Origin of the sequence: Candidatus Methylomirabilis sp., assembly GCA_036000645.1 — a bacterium.
Lineage (GTDB): Bacteria > Methylomirabilota > Methylomirabilia > Methylomirabilales > JACPAU01 > JACPAU01.
In genome coordinates this window covers 25954-47148 of record DASYVA010000062.1, presented here as the reverse complement: position 1 = coordinate 47148, position 21195 = coordinate 25954, and the positions used below count along the sequence as shown (strand labels likewise).

The window sequence follows — 21195 nt, the reverse complement described above, 5'->3', positions numbered from 1 at the left end:
GCCCGTCACCGGCCTCGCCTGGATGGACCACGAGTTCGGCTCGACGGAGCTGTCGCCCGAGCAGGTGGGGTGGGACTGGTTCAGCGTCCAGCTCGAGGACGGGACGGATCTCATGCTTTACCTCATCCGCCACCGGGACGGGCGCCCCGATCCCTTCTCGAGCGGGACGCTCGTCGCCCCCGACGGGACGGCCCGCGCCCTCGCCCTTGCCGAGTTTGCCGTCGAGCCCCTCGGCCGCTGGAGGAGCCCGCGGAGCGGGGGGATCTACCCCATGGGCTGGCGGATCCGCGTCCCGGGATCGGCCCTGACTCTCACCCTCACGCCCCTCTTCCCAGACCAGGAACTGGACACGGCGAAGAGCACCCAGGTCATCTACTGGGAGGGGGGTGTGCGGGTCACGGGGGAGCGGGCCGGGCAGACTGTGCGGGGGCAGGGCTACGTGGAGATGACGGGCTACGCGGCGCCGTTCCGGAAGAAGATCTAGGGCAAGCCCTCGAAGGCCGGAAACGGTCGGGACGATTTCGGGCGCTGACACTCACGGAAAAGTGGCCGGAGATGAAAACGGTTTGGTGGCGTCCACCACAAACATCACCAGGGCGTGCAGATCCGTCGAGCCGCTGCTCGAGACCTGCATAGGCATATTGGCACCCTGACCCGCTTCGGGCTGGCCAACCTTGACACGCATCACCCCGTGGGGACTCCGGATGCTTTGCTCCCCGGCCAGCACGAAGAATGCCTCGGAGCCCGGATGAGTATGCACGGGCGTAATGCTGCCCGGCGGGCCGCTGGCTTCGTTGATCCGAAGGAGATACTGTGGTGCAACGATCCGGGGGATTGGTCCCAATTCCGCAACCGTAGTGCCGCCCGCGGATGACCCACCCGCCGGGCCGAGCGTGAAGAGCCAGACTTTGCCCGCCGACTCGGCGACCAACGCCCAGGGGCCCGCGGCGGCCCGCGCGTGCGCGAGCGCAGTAAAGTTCTCTATCCGCCAGAAGAGCGGTCCAGCCGGCAACTCCGCGACTTTCTTTTCGGCCTTCGCCTTGATGACAAGCGGCTGCTGGGCGATCGCCGTCGATGGCAATGACCATAATCCCGATGCCAAAACCACGATCAGAGCGACGAGAATCCGTTTCATGTGGCCTCCTTGGTTTCCCTGCTGTTGCGAACTTACTGCCTGACGCCTAACGGGGCGGCGGGCGAGAGCCGCCGCCCCGATGCGCCGACAGCGAGCGACCCGGAGGCCGCGAGCGTCGGCGCATCTATTGAGTATGGTGGTCAGCATATCCCAACGGTCAAGATTCTTACGGCAGGCGAGATCCTCGCGAATTTGCAACTACTTGTCAACGATTGCTGGAGCCGTCGCCCCTGGTGAGCAAGCGAGGCTAGCGGTGGTGGGTCACACCCACCTTGGCGCAGTGGGCCTCGACCGGGCACTGGCTGCAGAGGGGGGAGATCGGCTTGCAGCAGTTCTGGCCGAAGGGGACGAGGAGGTCGTTGAAGGAGATCCAGTGCCTCCGGGGAAGGGTGGCCCGCAGGGCTTCCTCCGTCGCCTCCGGGGTTTTCGTCCGGACGTAGCCCCACCGGTTGCTGATCCGATGGACGTGGGTGTCGACGCAGATGCCAGCCTTGTTGTAGCCTACCGTCACCACCAGGTTGGCCGTCTTTCGCCCCACCCCCTTCAGCGTGAGCAGGTCTTCCAGGGTGTCGGGGACCCTGCCGCCGAAGCGGGTCAGGAGATCCCGCGAGACCTCCTGGAGGGTGCGGGCCTTCACCCGGTAGAAACACACCGGGTAGATGGTCCGCTCGATGGTCCGGCGGGGCAGGGCGAGGATTGCGGCGGGCGTGTCGGCCAGGGCGAAGAGGCGCCGGGATGCCGCCTCGGTCACGGCATCCTTAGTCCGGAGGCTGAGCAGGCAGGAGACCAGGACCCGGAATGGGTCGGGGCGATCTGCCTGGACCTGGGCGACGGCGGGCGGGGCCCAGGCGCGGACAGCCCGCTTCAACGTCCGGACGATCGTGTTGATGTCCAGGGCCCGTCGTGCGCGGCGGGGCGGAGGGGCAGCGGCCATGGATGCGGCTCCTCAGTTGGCGCAGCAGGTTGTCCCGTCGAGCGTGCACCTCGAGGTGACCGTCCCGGCGAGCCACCCCTCCGTCGTTCCCCTCGGGACGGAGCGGATGGGCTCGGGGACGCTGGTCGAGGCGGACCTGGTCCTCACGGTGAACTCCGTCACCCTCGGGGCCGCTGGCGTCACCGTCACCGGGCCGCACGGCCGCCAGGCAACTGGAGAGGTGGTGGCGCGGGATTTCGACAGCGGGCTCGCGCTCGTGAAGGTCCCCCGGGGCCTCGGCCCGCCCGCCCCCCTGGGGGAAGCGGCAGCAGCGGCACCGGGGCAACCGGTTTTCCTCCTCGCCAGCACCGCCCCCACGGCCCGGCGGGTCCGGGGGGGCCATCTGATTGAGGTAGGCCCCTTCGACGCGGCCTGGGAGTACATGCTGGATCGGGCGCTCAAGGCGAATGCCGCGAACCCCGGTTTCGGCGGGGGCGCCCTGTGCGACCTGAGGGGGCGGATGCTGGGCGTGGTCTCCCTGAATCTCGCGGAGGTGGCCCGGGCCTCGCTGGCGATTCCCGTGGACCTGTACCGCGACCACCGGGAGGAGCTCCTCCGGCACGGGAGGATCCTGAGCCGCCCTCCCCGGGCGTGGCTCGGGCTGTTCAGCCAGGGACGGGCCGGCGGGGTGCAGGTGGTCGGGGTCATCCCGGACTCCCCCGCCGCCCGGGCCGGCGTGCGGGAAGGAGATCTCCTCATCGGCCTCGATGTGGTCCGCCTGACCAGCCGCCGGGAATTCTACACCGAACTGTGGAAGCACCGCCCGGGGGAACCGGTCCTCCTCAGCCTGCTGCGGGGGGGAACCCCGAAGGCCATCGAGGTGACGGCCGGCGACCGGGCGGCGTTCTACCGCTAGCCGCGCCGCCAGCGCGCGAGGGAGGTCCCATGCCCGCCGGTCCGCTCAGCTTCGCCATTCTGGAGGACCTCCGCCGGCTCTCGAGCCCGACGGTGGCGAACGCCATCGAGACCTTCAACTACCGCTCCCGCGCGGAGGGGTTCATGCGGGCCGAGATCCGGTGCATGTTCCCGGAGCTGCCCCCACTGGTGGGCTACGCCGCCACGGCCCGCATCATGGCGGGCCGGCCCCCCGGGGAGGGACGCCGCATCCCGCCCGAGCGCTGGTGGGACTACCTCCTCACCCTGCCCGAGCCGCGCGTCGTGGTGATGCAGGACCTGGATCGCCCCTCCCTCGGGGCCTTCTGGGGGGAGGTGCAGGCCAACATCCACCGGGCGCTCGGCTGCGCGGGGACCATCACCGACGGGGGCGTGCGGGACCTCGTCGAGGTCGCCGCTCTCGGCTTCGCCTTCTTCGCCGCCCACGTCCAGGTCTCCCATGCCTACGTCCACCTGGTGGACTTCGGCGGCCCCGTGAGCGTGGGCGGCCTGCTCGTCCAGCCCGGCGATCTCCTCCATGCCGATCGCCACGGCGTCGTGCAGGTCCCTCTCGATCTCGCGGCGAAGATCCCGGACGGGGCGGCCGCGGTGGAGCGGCAGGAGCGGGAGATCATCGGCGCCTGCCAGGCGCCGGACTTCACCCCGGAGCGTTTGAAGACGACCTGGCGCCGCGTCCGGGGTTAGACGGGTTCGCCGGAACTGATCGCGTCGACGGGGACCTCGGCCACCGCCACCGGCGGCGCGAGGATGACCTCGTCCGCCCCCCATCCCGCCACCGACCTCGCCGTATCACCCACCCCCAGGATGGCCGTGAGGAGCCGCCGGATGTTGTCGTTCACCCGGACCGCGTTGACGGCGAGCGGTTCCGCCAGCCGCCCGTCCCGGATCAGGAACGAGTCGGCCACTGCGGTCCCGGTGAAGTCGCCGGCCCTGAGGCCGTTGATGGGGTACGTGTACCAGAGGCGCCCGAGGTAGAGGCCCCGCCCCACCCGGGCCAGGAGCGCGGTAAGCGGCTCCGCCGGCTCCCCCGTCAGTAGGACATTCGTCGCGGCGATGCTCGGAGGAACCTCGGCCGAGCGCAGCCCGCCCGTCTGGCGGAAGCCGTTGCGCGGGACGAGCGCCTCCGGCACCTCCTTCGGCTCGCAGCCGAGCTTGGCCGCCGCCGTGGCGTCGCGGAGGGCGCGCCCCGCCTCGTAGGCGTTCGTGAGCGTCCCGACCAGGACCCCCCGCTCGATCAGACGGGTTCGCCCCGTCGGCAGCCCTTCGCAGGTGATGCCGCGGCTCGCGGGCAGGCCGGGGGCGGCCCCGTCGTCCGCGAGGGAGAGCGCGGGCATGGCGATTTGCCGGCCCACCTGGCCCTGGAAGGCGGAGGTCCCCCGGAGGAGGTGGTCCAAGGAGACCGACGGGAGGATCAGGTAGGTGAGCAGGTCGGCCACGGCGGCCGGTCCGAAGATCACCGGGACCACTCCACCGGGGACGCGGACTCCGCCGCGGGCGGCCAGGGCAGCGGAGGCCGCCTCCACTCCTGGGGCTTCGGTCAGGTCCGCGAGCCGGGCCGCCACCTGCCCCCCCGTCCCCTTGGCGTCCCAGGCCTCCACCATCGCGGTGACGTTCGCCAGGGCGGACGCCGCGGTATCGGCCTCCACGGGCAGGTGGCTCGAGCCGACGGCCATCGTCTCCTGGCGGACGGTCACGTCCCCGCCCACGATGAGCCCGAGGGCGGCAGGCTCGGCGCCGCGGAGGGCGCCGGGGGCATCGAAGGTCCGGAGCGCCCCCTCGAGCACCCGCCAGCCTGCGGCCGCCAGGGCCTCGTCGGACAGGTGGAGCAGGGCGGGGTCGTGGTGCCGTCGCAGTCTCCGGCGCTCCCCCGTCCCGGCCGGCAACCCGGGGAAATCCGGATCGGCGACGGCCCCCTGCCGGGCCCGGGCAAGGGCCTCCTCCCAGGCCGCGCCGGTGGGGGGGCCGGAGGCGGAGCCGAAGCCGACGCGGGACCCCTCCGGCGTCTGGAAGAGGGCGCGGACCGCCACGCCCGCCTCCTCCTCCGACTTGGACTCCTCCAGGCCGTGGCACGGCAGGTGGGAGGTGTAGTTCAGGCGGACGGTGAGGCGCGCGCTCCGGCAGGCGTAGGCCTCCACCTCGAGGACGTCAGGGAGGGATCGCAGGTGGGCCAGCGCTTCCCCTACCGCCTTCGTGAGCCGCCCGTTCATCAGTGGATTCTCCCGAGGATCAGGCGCTTCCCACGAGCCGGGCCCGGCTGCGCATCGTCGGGCCGCCGTTGCCCACCCGCTTCGTCTGCATCGGCTGGCCCTTGCCGCAGTTCGGGATCGGGAAGAGGCAGAGGTCGGTGCCGACCGCGTCTACCGCGCTGAGGAAGGCGCGGCTCCCGGCGGCCAGCCCCCCGTCCCGGTAGAGGCGCCCCACCTCCCCCCGGCGGATCTCGTACACTTTCATGGCCGAGATCCGGAACTGCTCGCGGGACTCCGCGATGGAGGGAGTGCGGTGCCCGACCAGGTAGTAGCCCTCCTCCACATCGGCGAGGATCTCCGCCGGGTCACTGCGGCCGGGGCCGAAGACGGTGTTGTTCATCCGGATGAGGGGGACGAGGCTCGCGGCGGTCGCGGTGTAGGCGCCGTTCGGCGCCGCCTGCAGAAGCGCCGCGGTCTGCCGGCTGTGGAGGAAGCCGCGGAACAGCCCCTCGTCAATGTGCACGACCTTCGTTCCGGGGGTCCCCTCGTGGTCGTAGCGGTACTGGCCGTATCCGGGCAGGGCCGGGTCGGAGTAGGCCGTCACCAGCGGGGAGGCGATCCGCTCCCCGACGCGATGGCGCGTGAGGTCGGTCAAGAGCCAGGATCGCCCGGCATAGGCGGCCTCCATCTTGAGGGCCCGGTCGGCCTCGCAGGGATGTCCCACGATCTCGTGGCTGAGCAGTGCGTTGTAGTGGGGGTCCGTGACGATCACCACCTCCCCTGCACTCGTGGGGCAGGGGGGGGCCGCCGCCAGGGCGAGGGCGTCCTCGGCCAGCGCGAAGGTGAAGGCCGGGAAGTGGGGGAGGGCGGTGTAGGGCGTGAAGACCCCGTCGGTCAGGACCTCCCACCCCCCGGGATGCCCGAGGACATCGGAGAGCTCCTCGCTCACGCCGTTCCGCTCGGCGACCACGGTGACCCAGCCCTGGGTCAGGGCCTGCCCCTGGTCGAGGCAGGCCCCTTCCGAGCTGGCGAAGCAGTGTCGGCTTCGCTCCGTCACGAGGTGAATGGCGTTGTGGACGAGGGCGGGATGCTGGTCCCGCAGGCTGCGGGAGGTCTCGAGGGCGAGTGTGGCCACCGCCTGGAGCGGGACCTGCCGCGGGTCGACTCGGAAGGATGCGGGGACAGTGTCCCGTCGGACCGGGATCGGAGCGAGGGGGAGATCGGCCAGCGTGCGGGCGAGCCGGGGGAGGGCGCGGCGCAGGGCGGCCTTGCCCGCGGCGCCGGCCACGGCCCTGGCGTGGGCCCGGCGGCAGGCGGCCCGGAGCAGGCGGGAGAGGTTGGGGGTCTCGCCCGGCGCAAGGCTCCGCCCGATGTATCCGGGGACCGGCATCGGGTCCCCCGCGATGACCCGGACGCCGAAGGCGGCGGTGGCCTCGCGACCCGAGGCCCGGGGGCGGCCGTCCTCCGCACTGGCCTCCTGGGCTTCCCGGACTTCCAGCCGGATGTCCAGGTACCGGCAGGCCGGCAGGCGGCGGGAGAGGTCGGTGGCCAGGGCGCTCAGCCGCTCCCGGACCTCGTCAATGAGCTCGAGGTGTAACGATGGCATCTGCGGTTCCCATGAGCTCCCCCATTATACGCGACGGAATGCTGCCGGGAAGGGGAGGGGGCACCGAGGGCGTTGCGCCGGGAGCCTTTCCCGTTGACACTCCAACCCTGGTCGGTATAATCGCCCCGCTCCGCCGGCGTCCGTCATGCCGCGGAGCTCGCTTCCCGTCGCAGCCGAGGTTCTGCACCCACGTGCCCGGTCCTCTCCGGTCGGGTCTTGTTCCGCGCTCCCCAGGCCCTCCTGCCGGATCGGCGTGCGAAGGGAGGGCGGGCCGCATGCTCTTGCGAGAGGGGGGTCTTCCCCTGGTGCCTGCACCCCGAGGACGGGGGCGTCGCCGCGCGAGCCGAGCCGTGGGGATCCTGCCCCTGGCGGTGACCTTGGCCGTCGGGGCGGTGCGCGCGCCGGCTGCCCCCGGGGCGGAGCCGAAGGAGATCAGGGTCGCCCAGGCGGGGGAGAGCCCCCTGTTCCTGCCGGCCTACGTGGCCTCGGCCCGGGGCTACTTCAGGGAGCAGGGCCTGGAGGTCACCCAGCTTCCGACGGGGGGCAACGGGCGCGAGGTACAGGCCCTCATCGCCGGGGAGGTGGACTTCGCCGTGGCCGGCGGCGCCTCCCAGCTCCTCGCGATGGAGAAGGGGGCGAGGCTCCTTGCCGTCGCGAACGTCGGCGACAAGGTGGCGGTCAACGTCGCCATTCACCGGGACGTGGCCAAGGCCAGGAGGATTACCGAGGGAACCCCCTTCGCGGAGCGGCTCCAGGCGATCCGAGGTCTCACCTTCGGGGTCAGCGGGCCTGGCGCCCTCCCCTGGCAGGTGGCCGCGTCCCTCGTCAGCCGGGCGGGCTACACCCCCGAACAGGACGTCCAGATGATCGCCGCCGGGGCCGGGCCGGTCCTCCTGGCGGCGCTCGAGCAGCGGAAGATCGACGTGCTCGTCGAGACCGTTCCAGTTCCGGAAACGGCGGTGGATCGGGGAACCGCGCTCATGCTCTTCAACCTGGCCAGGGGGGAGGACTCGGAGCTCGGCGAGTACATGCTGGAGAGCCTTCTGGTCCGGCAGGAGTACGCCCGGCAGCACCCCGACACGGTCCGCCGGATGGTCCGGGCCCTCCTGAAGGGGAGCCGGTACATCACCGACCGGAGCCCGGAGGAGATCACCGAGGTTCTCCAGCAGACCCCGCTGGGCAAGTTCCCCAGGGGGGTCCTGCTGGCGGCCGTCGCCTCCCTGAAGGGGGCCTTCCCCCCGCACGGGCGGATGAGCCAGCGAGCCCTGGACGTCACCCAGAGGCTGATGGCGGCGGGGGGACAGCTCCCGCGGACCTTCGCGCTGCTGGAAGTCTACACCCCGGCGTTTCTCCCCTAGGGGCCCCCCCCGGGCCTCAACCCGCGAGGAAGCGAAATGAAGTTCGTCCGGTTCCGGGCAGGGGGGACGCCCCGCTATGGCATCCTGGAGGATGGGCGGGTCACAGAGATCCGGGGGAGCATCTACGGCCGGTACCGGCGCACTCGGACGAGTTATCCACTCGCCCGGGTCCGCCTCCTCCCCCCCTGCGAGCCGACGAAGATCGTCGCCGTGGGGCTCAATTACCGGGACCACGCCGCCGAGTTCGGCCACCCCATCCCGGACGAGCCGATCCTCTTCCTCAAACCGCTCACGGCCCTCATCGGTCCCGGAGACAGGATCGTCTATCCGGCCGTCGCGCAGCGGGTGGACTACGAGGCCGAGCTGGCCATCGTGATGAAGCGCAAGGGCCGGAACATCCCCCGCGGCCAGGCCCTCCGCTACGTCCTGGGCTATACCTGCCACAACGACGTCACTGCCCGGGACCTCCAGAAGAAGGACGGCCAGTGGACGCGCGCCAAGTCCTTCGACACCTTCGCGCCCCTGGGGCCCTGCGTCGCCACGGGCCTCGATCCGCACCGGCTGCACATCGAGGCGCGGGTGGGCGGCGAGGTCCGGCAGTCCTCCAACACCGATCAGCTCATCTTCGACGTGCCGACGCTGGTGGCCTTTGTCTCCCAGGTCATGACGCTCTCCCCCGGGGACGTCATCGTGACCGGGACCCCCCCCGGCGTGGGGCCGCTCAAGCGCGGCGATGTGGTGGAGGTGGAGATCGAGGGGATCGGCGTTCTGCGCAACCGGGTGATCTAGGGGGCGCAGGCAGGGCGGGACGGACCGAAGGCGAAAGGGGTAGCCGGGAAGCCGCGGGCAAGGTACACTAGAATAGTCGGCACCAGTTGTCCTGGAGGAATCCCGGCGGCGGCCCGGTAGCGACCGGAGAGCGCAATCAGGATTGGATAGCCGGCGCAGCAGCCGGCCACCTGGATGGTGTCCCGGGGAGGGGTTCGAGCACTTGCCTCGGCCTCGGGGCATGGGAATGCGGCGCGTCGATCCCTCCCTCCCGAGCGCTGCATCCCAGGCCGGGAAAGTCCGAAGGGGTGTGCCCCCCAATTGCCACACCCCAGCGGGCTTTCCCGGCCGAATTTCTTTTGGGGTCGGGCTCCCCCGGGAGCGCCCGGCGTGGAAACGCCCCCGCGGTTGGGGTATCCTGGAGAGACACGCGGAGGGCTCCATGTGGGCGGTGGAGGCAGAGGGGCTGCGGAAGACCTTCGTGACCGGGTGGCTCCGGCCGCGCCGCCGTGAGGCGCTCACCGGGGTCTCCCTCCGGGTCGCCCCCGGGACCATCTACGGCATCGTGGGGCCGAACGGCGCCGGCAAGACGACCCTCCTCTCCATCCTGGCGACCATCCTCACCCCCGACGCCGGTCGGGCCGCCCTCCTCGGGCACGACCTCATGCGGGAGCCGGGGGCAATCCGGCGGCGCCTCAACCTCGTCAGCGGGCACGCGAACTTCGTCTGGAGCCTGCGGGTCGCGGAGATTCTCGACTTCTACGCCCGCCTCTACGGGCTGCCGGCCCGGGCGCGGCGGCTGCGCGTCGAGGAGCTGCTCGACTGGTGCGAGCTCACACCGTATCGGGCCGTGCCCTACAATGAGCTCTCCACGGGCCTGAAGCAGCGGCTGGCGCTCGCCAAGGGCCTCGTCAACCGCCCCGAGGTCCTCCTGTTGGACGAGCCGACCGTCGGTCTCGACCCGGACATGGCCCTGAAGGTTCGGGCACAGATCGCCGCGCTGCGGGCATCCGAGGGGGTCACCATCCTCCTCTGCACCCATTACATGCGGGAGGCGGAGCAGCTGTGCGACCGGGTGGCGTTCCTCAAGCGGGGCATGATCCTGGCCGAGGGACCTCCGGCCGAGCTCAAGCGGGGCCTCGGGCTGGGGGACGCCGTCCATCTCCGGACCACGGGGCCGCTGCCCGACCTGGCCGGCCTCCCGGGCTTGCTCCGGTGGGTGGTTCAGGACGGCCAGCTCACCTGCACCGTGGACGAAGCCGCCGCCCGCCTCCCGAGCCTCCTCGGCCTGCTCCAAGCGGGTGGCGTGCGGGTCGAGCAGCTCCGCGTCGTCGAGCCCGACCTGGAGGACGTCTTTGTCGAGTATGCCAAGCCACATCATTAAGGCGGGGGCATTCTTCGTCCGGAACCTCCGGATGACCCGCCGCAATGCCTTCACCCTCTTCGAGGTCCTCTTCTGGCCTGCGGTGGGGCTGGCCTCGCTCGGCCTCTTGACCCGCTTCCTGGCCCTGGACCCCGATACCACCGCCTTCGTCCTCACCGGGACCATCGCCCTCAGCGTGGTCCAGGTCTGTCAGCTGGACGTGGCCTACGGCCTGCTCTTCGACATGTGGAGCAAGAGCGTGAAGCACCAGTTCCTGGCCCCGATCGGGGTAGGGCATCTGGTGGCCGGCTCCTGGGCCGTGGGCGCCGTCCGGGGGGTGCTGGCCTTCTTGGTGATGGCGAGCTTCAGCACCTGGGCCTTCGGTTTCGATTTCTTGAAGGCCGGCCCCCTCCCGCTGGTCCTCTTCCTCCTCGGCTGCCTCCTCAGCGCGGGTGCCGTGGGGGTCCTGGTCTGCATCCTGGTCCTCTGCTTCGGCTACCGGGCGGAGGTGGCGGCCTGGTCGCTTGTCAGCATGCTGATGGTCCTGTGCGGGGTCTACTACCCGGTGGGCGTGCTCCCGGCTCCGCTGGCGGCGGTCGGTCGCGCCCTCCCCCTGACCGGCATCCTGGAGGGGTTCCGGGCAGGCTATGGCTTCGCGCCGACTGTCTCGGCTCCCTGGGCGGCGGGGTTCGCCTGGGGGGTGGCCTACCTGGCGGCGGGGGGTCTCGGGCTCCACTGGGCTTCGCGCTCCGCGCGACGGAGCGGCATGCTCCTCCGCCTCTCGGAGTGACCCGATCTCTTGGCCGTCCAGCCCGGGACGGCTATAATCGCCGAATCGCCCGCGGCGAAAGGAGCGCGCGTGGCCGAGCCACGGGGGAGGATGAGAGGGGCGCGCGCCCCGGTGCGCCGGCATGTCTCGGCGGGGGGCGTGATCTTCCGGGTCCAGGAGGGGCTGCCGGAGGTGGCGCTCATCGGGACCCGGCAGGGGAGCGTCTGGGGGCTCCCCAAGGGGACGGTGGAGCCGGGGGAGGATGTGGAGCTGACCGCCCGCCGGGAGGTCCGGGAGGAGACCGGCCTGGACGGGGCGCTCGTCGCCCCGCTGGGCAGCGTCCAGTACTGGTTCTACGAGAAGGAGGCCCGGGCCCGCGTCCACAAGACCGTGCACTTCTACCTGCTGGAGTACGCCGGGGGCCGGCCCGGCGACCATGATCAGGAGGTGGAGGAGGTTCGCTGGGTCCTCCTCCCCGAGGCGTACGAGCGCCTCAGCCACGACAACGAGCGGCAGATCCTCCGGCGGGCTTGGGGCCTCCTCCAGGAGCGGATCCCCGGCACCCCGGCGCCGCCGGCCGAGGGAGAGGATGCTGGAGCTGGCGGCGCTGCGGAGGGTCCTGGCCAACCGGCGGAACCCTCCCGCTGAGGGGACCGGGCTGCGCCGGGCCGCCGTCCTGGTCCCGCTGACCGGCGGCGCCGCGGGGCCGCGCGTGCTCCTCGTTCGCCGGAGCGCGACCCTGCACCTGCACGGCGGACAGATCGCGTTCCCCGGCGGCACGTGGGAGCCGACCGACGCCGACCTGTTGGCCACGGCCCTCCGGGAGGCGGAGGAGGAGATCAGCCTCCGGCGGGCGGACGTGGAGGTCCTGGGGGCCCTGAGCGACGCCGTCACGGCGACCTCCCGCTTCTGCATCCGCCCGTTCGTCGCGTGGGTCCGCCCCGGCACGGAGCTCGCCCCCCATCCGGCCGAGGTGGAGGCCATCCTCCCCGTGTCGCTGGCCCTGCTTCGGGAGCCGGCGAACTTCCGGGAGGAGCAGTGGGAGCGGGACGGGCGGACGTTTCCCGTGTACTTCTACCGGGCCGGCACCGAGGTCATCTGGGGGGCGACGGCGCGGATCCTCCGGGAGCTCCTGGATCTCCTCTTCGCCCCCGGACCGGCCGGGGGGAGGGAGGGGCAATGAGCGCCGAGGCGCTGGGGATCCCCCCGGAGGAGTTCGCGGCCCGGCAGGAGGAGGCGCGGCGGGCCTGCGCGGCCCGCGGCCTCGCCGCCCTGCTCGTGGTCGGCCGAGCCTTCTATGACCGGCCGGGGAGTCTGGCCTACCTCACGAATCACTTTCCCCCGTTCCCGACGGCCGTGGTGAGCGGGGCGATGCGGGGGCTGGGGCACGCCGCATTGCTCCTCCCGCAGCAGGGAGCCCCCATCCTGGTGGCGGACGGGCCCGCGGTCCGGCGGGACCTCGTGGCGGTGGAGGCGGTGGAGGTGAGCAGCGACCTTCCCCGGGCCCTCGCCGGTGTCGTGCAGGGGCGGGGGTTGGCGACGGCCCGGATCGGGCTGGCCGGCGCGGACATCCTCCCGCTGACCCTGTTCCGCGAGATGGCGGCCGCCCTCCCCGCCGTCACCTGGGAGCCGGCGGAAGAGATCGTGAACGGGATGCGCCAGGTGAAGAGTCCGGCCGAGCAGGATCTGCTGCGGCAGGCGGCGGCCGTGGCCGCCGCGGGACTCGCGGCGGCGGTCAGCGCCGTGAAGCCCGGCGTGTCGGAGCGGGAGGTCTGCGCGGCGGGGGTCGGCGCGGCACTGCTGGCCGGCGCAGACTTCGTCCGGTACCTCCGGGTCCACTCGGGCCCGTGGGCCACCTGGACCTCGCGGTGGCCCCAGGCAACGGATCGGGTGATCGGCCAGGGGGAGATGGTGACGCTGGATCTGATCGGCGCCCGCCAGGGGTACCAGTTCGATGTCCTCCGGACGACGGTGGCGGGGGAAGTCTCCCCGGAGCAACGCCGCCTGTTGGAGGCGGGCCTGGAGGCGACCACGGCGGCGGTGGAGGCTGCCCGGCCCGGCGTCCCCGCCGAGCATCTCGTGGCCGTTGCCCACGACCGGATTGCGGCGGCGGGGTTCGGGGGGTACGCCCGTCCCTTCGCCGGCCACGCGATCGGCCTCGAGACCGTCGAGGAGCCCTATCTCCTCCCGGGCGTCGCGACGCCGCTTCGACCCGGCATGGCTCTCTGCGTCGAGCCGGGAATCTACGTCCCCGAACTGGGGGGCGTCTGCGTGGAGCAGGAGATTCTGGTGACGGAGGGGAGACCCGAGGTCATCACCCATGCCCCCACCCGTCTCTGGTAGGGGGCGGGACGGCCCATGGACGCCCCCCCGGACCTCATCCAGGACGTCCTCCCCGGGACGGTCGCCGTGGCCGTCCGGATCCGGGAAGGACACCGCTCGATCCCCATCCTGGGGGAGGAGCGGATGGGAAGCGGGGCCGTGGTGGATGGCCGCGGCTATATCCTCACCGTCAATTACCTGGTGTTGGGCGCGGAGGAGATCACCGTGGGCCTCACGGACGGTCGGACGGTCGAGGCGGGCGTGGCTGCCCAGGACTACGACAGCGGTCTGGCCCTCCTGCGGGTGGAGGAGGCGGGCCTCCTGGCCCTTCGGATGGGCTCGTCCCTGGATCTCACGCTCGGGGACCCGGTCTTTGCGGTGGGGAGCACCGGCCAGGCTGAGCGGCGGGGGAGCGGGGGGTTGGTCACCTACCTGGGGGAGTTCGACGCGGAGTGGGAGTACATGCTGGATCGCGCCATCGTCTCCACCGCGGAGAACCCCGGGTACGGCGGCGGGCCCCTCTTCGACAGCCGGGGCCTGATGGTGGGAAGCGTCTCGCTGACCCTGGAGGGGGTCGGCCAGGCCAGCCTGGCCATCCCCGTGGAGGCCTACCGGCTGCACCGGCTCGAGCTGCTGGAGCACGGGGGGATCGTCAGCCGGCCGCACCGCGCCTGGCTGGGATGCTACGTGCGGGGCGACGAGGGGGAGGTGCTCATCTCCGGCCTGGTCCCCGGCGGACCCGCGGAGGTCGGCGGCCTGAAACCGGGGGACCGGATCCGGGAGGTCGGGTTCTGCAGTGTGAGCGGCCGCCGCGACCTCTACGAGGAGCTGTGGAAGTACCGCGCGGGGGAGCAGGTGACCCTCACGATCCGTCGCGAAGAGGAGCGCCTGAAGGTAAGCCTCCGGAGCGGGGAGCGGGAGGTGTTTTTCCGGTGAGGAGGGGTCCGTGGCATGGGACGGCGTGCTCCGCATCCCAAGACGGGGTGGGGGACGCCGGGATAGGGGTGGAGAGCGATCGGGGCTTCACCTGCTAGCTCCGGAGGACGGGGCGGGCGGCACCTGGTCGGCCTCATCGCGGATACCCACGGCCGGTTGGACCCGGCTGTCTTCCGCCTCTTCGCCGGCGTCGGCCTGATCCTGCATGCGGGGGACATCGGGGACGAGGGGGTGCTGGCGGCGCTGGCGCTTGTGGCGCCGGTCCGGGCGGTCATGGGGAACGCCGACCGGGGAGTCCTGGACGAAAGGCATCCCTGGCACCGGGTGGAGCGGGTGGGGACGGCCCGCCTCTTGTTGCTCCACCAGATCGGCCGGCCGGAGGCCCCGGACCCGGCCGTCCGCGACCTGCTGAGGCGGGTCCGCCCCCACGCGGTCTGCTTCGGCCACACGCATCGTCCCTACCGGGCGGTGCACGACGGGATCCTGTTCCTGAACCCCGGGGGGGCCGGGCCCCGGCGCTTCGGCCTGCCCCGCTCCGTGGCCCGTCTCACCGTCACCGGGGAGAAGCTGGCCACCGAGATTTTCCCCCTGCCCGAGGTGGGGGGCTGACCCCCATCGAGGAGAGCGCGGATGCCGACAGCGCTGGACTTCCTGAGCATTGGGGCCCATCCCGACGACGCCGAGATCGGGACCGGGGCATTCCTCCTGAAGATGAAGAAGCGGGGCCATCGGACCGGAATCCTCTGCCTGACGGAGGGGGACATGGGGAGCGGGACCCCCGACCAGCGGCGGAAGGAGGCGGCGGAGGCCGCGGCCGGCCTCAAGGTGGACGCCTTCGAGATCCTGAACCTGGGGGACACGCGCCTCGAGGACTCCTTCGACAATCGCGTGGCCGTGGCCTCCCTGATCCGGAAGTACCGGCCGGCGGTGGTCCTCGCCCCCTACTACGGCCTGGAGCCGGGCCGGGGCCGCGGCCACGCCGACCACATCACGGGCGGTCACCTGGCGAGCCACGCCGCGAACTTCGCCCACCTGGAGAAGTTCCCGGCCCAGGGGAAGCCCCACGTCGTCAAGAAGGTCTTCTACTACTTCCTGGCCCCCTACTTCCGCCCCACCTTCATCGTCCCGGTGGACGAGGAGTTCCCCGAGGCGATCGAGGCGATGCGCGCGCACGCCTCCCAATTCAACCGGACCGACCGCCCTCCCTTCTTCCCGAGTCGCCTCGAGGCTACCGCCGGGTACTACGGGGCGCTCATCGGCGCGAAGTATGGCCAGGCCTTCTACGTCCAGGACGCGCTGCGCCTGGAGGACCCGCTCCCCCTCTTCGCGTGAAGGAGACCGGATGGATCTCGGCCTGAAGGGGAAGGTGGCACTGGTGACGGGGGCGAGCCAGGGGATCGGCCTGGCCATCGCCCGCGCGTTGGCCCTGGAGGGGACACGCCTCAGCATCTGCGCCCGGACCGCGACCACCCTGGAGGAGGCGGCCGGGCGGATCCGGGCGGAGACGGGCGCCGAGGTGTTGGCCGTGGTGGCCGACTTGGCCCAGGGTGACGGGGTCCGGACGGTGGCAGCCCGGACGGTGGCGACCTTCGGGCGCGTGGACATTCTGGTCAACAACGCCGGCAGCACGCAGCGGGGGGACTTCCTCACCGTTCCGGACGAGCAGTACTGGGCCGACTGGAACGGGAAGCTCTTCGCCACCATCCGCCTGAGCCGGGAGGTCTTCTCCCACATGCAACGACAGCGGTGGGGGCGGATTATCAATATCGTCGGCGTCGCCGCCCGCAACCCCGTGCCGACCTTCATGACGGGCGGGACGGGCAACGCTGCGATCGTGAACTTCACCAAGGCCCTGGCGGACCTGGGCGCGCCGCACAACATCCTGGTCACGGCCGTGCACCCCAGCACCACCCGCACCTCCCGCTGGGAAAAGCGGGTCGCAGCGCGGGCGGCTGCCGAGGGGAAGAGCCTGGAGGTGGCCATCCGGGAAGAAGGCGCCCGGATGCCGCTCGGGCGGATCGCCGAACCGGAGGAGGTGGCGGCCATGGTCACCTTCCTGGCCTCGGAGCGGGCCTCCTACGTGACCGGGACGACCATCGCGGTGGACGGTGGGGCCACCCGCGGCGTCACCTATTAGCGCGCGGGGCCCCGGGGGGCGATGACCCGGAACGCGAGCAGGGGCCTGAAGCTCACCGCCATCACGGCAGCCCACGGGGCGACCGACGGGGGGGCAGTCTTCTTCCTCCCCCTGCTCCCCCTGGTGATGGGGGAGCTGGGCCTGGGCGCCCTGCAGGCCGGTGTCCTGGTCGCCGTCTACAATCTCACCTCTTCGGTCCTCCAGCTCCCCCTCGCCCTCCTCTCCGACCTGAGCGGGAAGAACCGGATCTTCTTCGCGGCCGGGCTGGGGCTCTCGGCGGCCGCCTTCGTCGCCTTCGGCCAGGCCCAAGGGTACCTCAGCATCCTCGTCCTGATGGTGCTGGCCGGGGTGGGGGCGAGCACCCACCACCCCCAGGCGGTGGCGATCCTGGCAGAAGAGTTTGCCGACCAGCGGGGCTTCGCGATCGGCTGCCACGGGGTGGGGGGGAGCCTCGGGATGAGCCTCTACCCCCTCGTGACCGGGGTCGCGGCCCTCTACATGGGCTGGCGCCAGGCGATCCAGCTCGTGGCGCTCCCGGGCCTCCTGGTCGCGGTTGCGGTGTTCGTGGTCCTCCCCGAGCGGGCGCCGCGGCCGTGGAGCCTCCGGGAACTGGCCGGGAACTTCCGGGTCGGGATTCTCCAGAATCGGCCGCTGCTCCTCCTCCTCCTGACCTCCACCTTCCGGATCATGGGGCAGAAGGGGATCGTGGTCTTCATCCCGCTCTTCGCCGCCCAGGTCCTGGGTCTGGGGTCCGGGGCAACGGGGCTTCTGGTCTCCGTCTTCTACGGCCTGGGAGTTCTCTCCCAGCCGGTGGCCGGGCGCCTCTCGGACCGGCACGGGCGGACCCTCATTCTCTCCCTCCTCCTCGCCGCGGGTGGGCTCCTCACGCTGGTCATGACCCGGGTGGCCTCGCCGGCGGGAGCCTTCCTGGTCAGCGGCCTCCTGGGGTTCGTTCTGCTGGCGGTGCGCCCGGTCATCCACGCCGAGGCGACGGAACTGAGCCGCCAGGGTCTCCAGAGCACCACCATGGGGGTGATCTTCGGGGTGAACGAGGGGATCGCCTCCCTCTCGGCGGTCCTGGGCGGCTGGGTCGCCGAGGCGTTCGGCCTCAAGGCCTGCTTTACCTTCTTCGCGCTGGTCCTGCTGGGGGGGGCGTGCCTGGCGATGCTCCTCGAGCGGGTCGCCCCCCTCCGGCTCCCCCGGCCCGCCGGAGGGGCGCCGCGTCGGTAGCAGGTCTGCCGGGCGTCCCGGGCGCCGCCGCGGGAATCCTGGCCGGGCAAAGAATCTGCTTGACAGCTTCCCCCCGGCTGCTCTACTTTCTCGGCTGTTTTGGTCGCAACTTCGACAGGAGCAGAGGAAGGGTACGGCGAGACCGCAAGAGCCGGGCACCTTGACGCTCTTGCGGTTTTTTTTGTGGGTCGAACCGGTCCGCACAGGGGCCGGGCCAGCTCGGGGCCACAGGACCCCGACAGTTCCAGACAGGAAGGGGGGGAGAGCGCAGTGCGCAGCACGGGAACCGTGAAGTGGTTCAACGACGCGAAGGGCTACGGCTTCATCTCGCGCAGTGATGGGCCGGATGTCTTCGTCCACTACTCGGCGATCCAGGGCGAGGGCTTCAAGACGCTGAGCGAAGGCCAGCAGGTGGAGTTCGACGTCGTGGACGGGCCGAAGGGCAAGCAGGCCGCCAACGTCGCCAAGACCGCCTGATTGCGGAAGGACCACGCGCACACCCCGGCGGGGGGAGCCCCGCCGGGGTGTGCTTTTTCTGCCGCCAGCTCCCGCTCGCCTTGACCCCTCTCCGACGTTTCCCGTAGAGTAGGGCGGCACGGGCGCCGGCGCGGGGCCCGCGGGAGGGATGATGAGCGAGGGGAGCGCAGCGGGTGGGACCCGCTATGTCATCGGGGACGTGCACGGGTGTCTCATCCCGCTGCAGCGCCTCCTGGACAAGATCGGGCCCGGCTCCGCGGACGAGCTGGTCTTCATCGGCGATTACATCGACCGGGGGCCCCAGTCTCGGGAGGTGGTGGAGCTGGTGCGGGAGCTGCCGGGGCGGACCACCTTCCTGATCGGGAACCACGAGAAGATGCTGCTGGACTACCTGGAAGGAAAGCAGGAGGCCCTCTATCTCCTCAACGGGGGGGAGGAGACCCTCCGGTCCTATGGGGAGTCGCCCGTCATTCCGGAAGCCCATCTCACCTTCTTCAAGAACCTCCGCCCCTACTACGACACACCGGACTTCCTCTTCGTGCATGCGGGGATCCGGCCGCTGGTCCCCCTGGACCGGCAGACCCTGGAGGACCTGGTCTGGATCCGGCACGAGTTCTTCCACTTCATTGGCCGCTTTGAGAAGCCGGTCGTCTTCGGCCATACCCCGATGCGGGAGGTCCTGATGCGGGAGGACCGGATCGGGATCGACACCGGCTGCGTGTACGGGGGCAAGCTGACTTGCCTGAAGCTGCCGGACCGGGAGCTCATCCAGGTTCGGGGGCTCGGCCGGGGCTTCTTCTAGGCATGACCAGGATGCGGGGGCGCCCGGGGCGCGCGTACGTCGTCCGCTGGGGAAGCCAGACCCTGGCGGTCCGCACCCTGGCGGACGGCCGCGTCCTCGTCCAGCCGGTCCTTCCCCGGAGCGTCGTGGCCCCGGCCCGCCCGACCCGGGAGCGGCAAGACCGCCTTCCCTGCCAGGGATGTCGAGAACTGTTCCCGGCGCTCGACATGTGGATTGACGCTGAGGATCCCCGGCGCGGATTCTGCGATCGGTGCTACTACGCCCGCCGCCGCTGGGAGCGGGGCAGGGATGGGGATTGAGGGTGGCCTCGCCTTGCCGGCCCTGACGGCTCCCCCCCTCCGGCGACGGCCTGGAGCGGGCGTGATCATCCCTGCTCGCTGAAACCCACCGGCTCCCCTCCACGGCTCCCCGAGATTTTCCTTGACACCGGGGGGTGGGAGAGATTACTTGTAAGATACAACTAATCTCTGAGGGGGCTATGGACGAGGTCACGGCCGCGGCCGAACGGATGCACCGGATCACGAAGGAGCTGTCGCGGCGCTACCAGTTCCGCGACCGGAACGCCATCTGCTGCCACGGGCTCTCCGTGACCCAGTGCTACGCCCTGGATGCCCTGACGGACGGCGGCGAGCTGACTGTCACGGCCCTGGCCCGGCACCTCTTCCTGGCGGTCAGCACCGTGACGCGCATCCTGGAGCCCCTGGAGCGGAAGGGCCTAGCCCGCCGGCGGCGGGGCACGGGGGACCGCCGGGAGGTTCGGATCGCGATCACGCCCCGGGGCAGGAGCCTCCTCGGTCGGATCCGGGCGGAGTTGGTGGAGACCCAGCGCGCGCTCCTTTCCCCTCTGGCCCGGGTGGAGCGGGAGGCGGTGCTGAAGACGCTGGAGGGCCTCGTCGAGGCCGTGACGCGGTGGCAGGACGGGTGTGGGCCCGAGGGGTGTGGCCCGGTCTCCGGGGGGCCCGGAGCGACTCGCCGGGCGGGAGGATCAGGATGAGGACTGAGGAGGAGATCAAGGCGGCAGTCCGGGCGCGCTACACGCAGGCGGTCCAGGAGGGGAGCGGATGCTGTGGTTCGTCCCCCTCGGTGACGTTCCAGGCGGCGGGGTACGGGGTGGACGAGCTGAAGGACCTGCCGCCGCAGGCCGTCCTGAGCGCCTTCGGCTGCGGCAACCCCCTGGCCTTCGCCGGCGTCGAGCCGGGGCAGACGGTCCTGGACATCGGCTCCGGGGCGGGGATCGACTGCCTGTTGGCGGCGGAGCGCGTGGGGCCTGCGGGGCGCGTCATCGGAGTGGACATGACCCCCGAGATGCTCCGGCGGGCCGAAGCGAACGCCGCCGCGGCGGGACAGACCAACGTGGAGTTCCGCCTGGGGGAGGCGGAGCGCCTGCCCGTGACGGATGCCTCGGTGGACTGGATTATCAGCAACTGCGTGATCAACCTCTCGCCCGACAAGCCCGCCGTCTTTCGGGAGATCCACCGGGTCCTGCGGCCTGGAGGCCGGCTCCTGATCTCAGACGTGGTCGCGGAGGGCTTGCCGGAGCCGGTGCGGGCGGATCTCACGGCCTGGTCGAGCTGCCTCGCGGGCGCGATCAGCGAGGGGCAGTACGTGGCCGGGCTCGCGGCGGCGGGCTTCGCGGACGTGCGGGTCGTCTCCCGCCTCCCCTACGAGGCCGGACAGGTCGCGGCCCTGGCGGGGGCGCCGGAGGGGGCGTGCGGATGCGGGGCGGCCTCCGGGGTTCGGGCGGAGGATCTCGCCGGCAAGGTCTGGAGTGCGAGCTTCTCCGCGCGCAAACCGGGCGGGGCGGACGGGCCCACGGTCCGGGCGGCCGGGGCGGGGGATCTGCCGGCCATTCTCGCCCTGCTCGAGGAGGCGCGCCTCCCGACGGCCGGCGTGGCGGAGCACCTCGGGGACTTCCTGGTGGCGGAGGAGGCCGGGACCGTGGTGGGGGGGGTGGGGATGGAGCGGGCCGGCGAGGTCGCCCTCTTCCGCTCGCTGGTCGTCCGGCCGGACGCGCGGCACCGGGGGATCGGCGAGCGCCTCTTCCGCGCGCTGGAGGCAGTTGCCCGGGCCAGGGGTGTCAAGCGGGCCTATCTCCTCACGGAGACGATCGAGGCCCGCTGCCGAGCCTGGGAGTTCACCCGGGTGCCGCGCGAGACGGTGCCCGCCGCCCTCCGCTCGTCGCCGGAGCTCACGGGGTGCTGCCCCGCCTCTGCGGCCCTGATGGCGAAGGACCTGTAAG

At 71.6% G+C, this 21195-nt stretch carries 24 protein-coding genes; 20 read left to right on the top strand and 4 right to left on the bottom strand.

Features of this window, described 5'->3' with window-relative positions:
* Positions 1–484: lipocalin family protein (locus VGT06_03870; protein HEV8662270.1), on the top strand; the 484-nt coding region annotated here is incomplete at its 5' end.
* 51 nt (positions 485–535) lie between these two features.
* On the opposite strand, the gene VGT06_03865 is transcribed toward VGT06_03870, so the two are convergent.
* Together VGT06_03865 and nth are read right to left on the bottom strand one after the other, a co-directional pair.
* Positions 536–1135: a cupin domain-containing protein gene (locus tag VGT06_03865; protein HEV8662269.1), complete on the bottom strand. Its 600-nt coding sequence runs from the start codon at positions 1133–1135 to the stop codon at positions 536–538.
* Between the two features lie 247 nt (positions 1136–1382).
* Positions 1383–2069, bottom strand: a complete 687-nt coding sequence (gene nth / locus VGT06_03860; protein ID HEV8662268.1) for an endonuclease III — start codon at positions 2067–2069, stop codon at positions 1383–1385.
* On the opposite strand from nth, the gene VGT06_03855 reads away from it, so the two are divergent.
* Together VGT06_03855 and VGT06_03850 are read left to right on the top strand one after the other, a co-directional pair.
* Positions 2068–2964 (top strand): S1C family serine protease, encoded by an 897-nt coding sequence (locus VGT06_03855; protein HEV8662267.1) that lies wholly within the window; start codon positions 2068–2070, stop codon positions 2962–2964. The two genes, nth and VGT06_03855, sit on opposite strands and share 2 nt — an antisense overlap.
* Positions 2965–2993: 29 nt before the next feature.
* On the top strand, positions 2994–3686 hold the full coding sequence (locus VGT06_03850; protein HEV8662266.1) for an RraA family protein: 693 nt from the start codon (positions 2994–2996) through the stop codon (positions 3684–3686).
* Here the strand turns inward: VGT06_03850 and VGT06_03845 are convergent.
* Entirely contained in the window at positions 3683–5209 is a 1527-nt protein-coding gene (locus VGT06_03845) for a metallopeptidase TldD-related protein (protein HEV8662265.1), read from the bottom strand. The two genes, VGT06_03850 and VGT06_03845, sit on opposite strands and share 4 nt — an antisense overlap.
* A 19-nt stretch (positions 5210–5228) precedes the next feature.
* Complete coding sequence (locus VGT06_03840; protein HEV8662264.1) at positions 5229–6794, bottom strand: TldD/PmbA family protein; 1566 nt, start codon at positions 6792–6794, stop codon at positions 5229–5231.
* 350 nt (positions 6795–7144) lie between these two features.
* Here VGT06_03840 and VGT06_03835 point away from each other — a divergent pair, with 350 nt between their 5' ends.
* From VGT06_03835 to arsN2, 17 genes are all read left to right on the top strand, one after another.
* The gene (locus VGT06_03835) at positions 7145–8152 is read left to right on the top strand and encodes an ABC transporter substrate-binding protein (GenBank protein HEV8662263.1); all 1008 of its coding nucleotides are present in this window, start codon (positions 7145–7147) and stop codon (positions 8150–8152) included.
* Positions 8153–8188: 36 nt separating this feature from the next.
* Positions 8189–8941 (top strand): fumarylacetoacetate hydrolase family protein, encoded by a 753-nt coding sequence (locus tag VGT06_03830; GenBank protein ID HEV8662262.1) that lies wholly within the window; start codon positions 8189–8191, stop codon positions 8939–8941.
* Between the two features lie 421 nt (positions 8942–9362).
* Entirely contained in the window at positions 9363–10304 is a 942-nt protein-coding gene (locus tag VGT06_03825; protein HEV8662261.1) for an ABC transporter ATP-binding protein, read from the top strand.
* Complete coding sequence (locus VGT06_03820; protein HEV8662260.1) at positions 10285–11073, top strand: ABC transporter permease; 789 nt, start codon at positions 10285–10287, stop codon at positions 11071–11073. The genes VGT06_03825 and VGT06_03820 overlap by 20 nt, the downstream gene beginning before the upstream one ends.
* A 90-nt stretch (positions 11074–11163) precedes the next feature.
* Positions 11164–11700, top strand: coding sequence for an NUDIX hydrolase (locus tag VGT06_03815; protein ID HEV8662259.1), 537 nt, complete (start codon positions 11164–11166; stop codon positions 11698–11700).
* Complete coding sequence (locus tag VGT06_03810; GenBank protein ID HEV8662258.1) at positions 11642–12235, top strand: CoA pyrophosphatase; 594 nt, start codon at positions 11642–11644, stop codon at positions 12233–12235. The genes VGT06_03815 and VGT06_03810 overlap by 59 nt, the downstream gene beginning before the upstream one ends.
* A complete protein-coding gene (locus tag VGT06_03805) occupies positions 12232–13395 on the top strand; it encodes a Xaa-Pro peptidase family protein (GenBank protein HEV8662257.1) in 1164 nt (387 codons plus the stop codon). The genes VGT06_03810 and VGT06_03805 overlap by 4 nt, the downstream gene beginning before the upstream one ends.
* Before the next feature lie 15 nt (positions 13396–13410).
* Positions 13411–14310, top strand: coding sequence for a S1C family serine protease (locus tag VGT06_03800; protein ID HEV8662256.1), 900 nt, complete (start codon positions 13411–13413; stop codon positions 14308–14310).
* Positions 14311–14388: 78 nt separating this feature from the next.
* Complete coding sequence (locus VGT06_03795; GenBank protein HEV8662255.1) at positions 14389–14919, top strand: metallophosphoesterase family protein; 531 nt, start codon at positions 14389–14391, stop codon at positions 14917–14919.
* 21 nt (positions 14920–14940) lie between these two features.
* On the top strand, positions 14941–15642 hold the full coding sequence (locus VGT06_03790) for a PIG-L family deacetylase (protein HEV8662254.1): 702 nt from the start codon (positions 14941–14943) through the stop codon (positions 15640–15642).
* Positions 15643–15652: 10 nt separating this feature from the next.
* On the top strand, positions 15653–16447 hold the full coding sequence (locus VGT06_03785) for an SDR family oxidoreductase (protein HEV8662253.1): 795 nt from the start codon (positions 15653–15655) through the stop codon (positions 16445–16447).
* A gap of 21 nt (positions 16448–16468) precedes the next feature.
* Positions 16469–17677, top strand: a complete 1209-nt coding sequence (locus tag VGT06_03780) for an MFS transporter (GenBank protein ID HEV8662252.1) — start codon at positions 16469–16471, stop codon at positions 17675–17677.
* Positions 17678–17947: 270 nt separating this feature from the next.
* Entirely contained in the window at positions 17948–18154 is a 207-nt protein-coding gene (locus VGT06_03775; protein ID HEV8662251.1) for a cold-shock protein, read from the top strand.
* A 151-nt stretch (positions 18155–18305) separates the two neighbouring features.
* Complete coding sequence (locus tag VGT06_03770) at positions 18306–18956, top strand: metallophosphoesterase family protein (GenBank protein HEV8662250.1); 651 nt, start codon at positions 18306–18308, stop codon at positions 18954–18956.
* Between the two features lie 11 nt (positions 18957–18967).
* A complete protein-coding gene (locus VGT06_03765) occupies positions 18968–19255 on the top strand; it encodes a hypothetical protein (protein ID HEV8662249.1) in 288 nt (95 codons plus the stop codon).
* A gap of 179 nt (positions 19256–19434) precedes the next feature.
* Entirely contained in the window at positions 19435–19950 is a 516-nt protein-coding gene (locus VGT06_03760; GenBank protein HEV8662248.1) for a MarR family winged helix-turn-helix transcriptional regulator, read from the top strand.
* Positions 19947–21194, top strand: coding sequence for an arsenic resistance N-acetyltransferase ArsN2 (gene arsN2, locus VGT06_03755; GenBank protein ID HEV8662247.1), 1248 nt, complete (start codon positions 19947–19949; stop codon positions 21192–21194). The genes VGT06_03760 and arsN2 overlap by 4 nt, the downstream gene beginning before the upstream one ends.
* Position 21195: the final 1 nt, after the last annotated feature.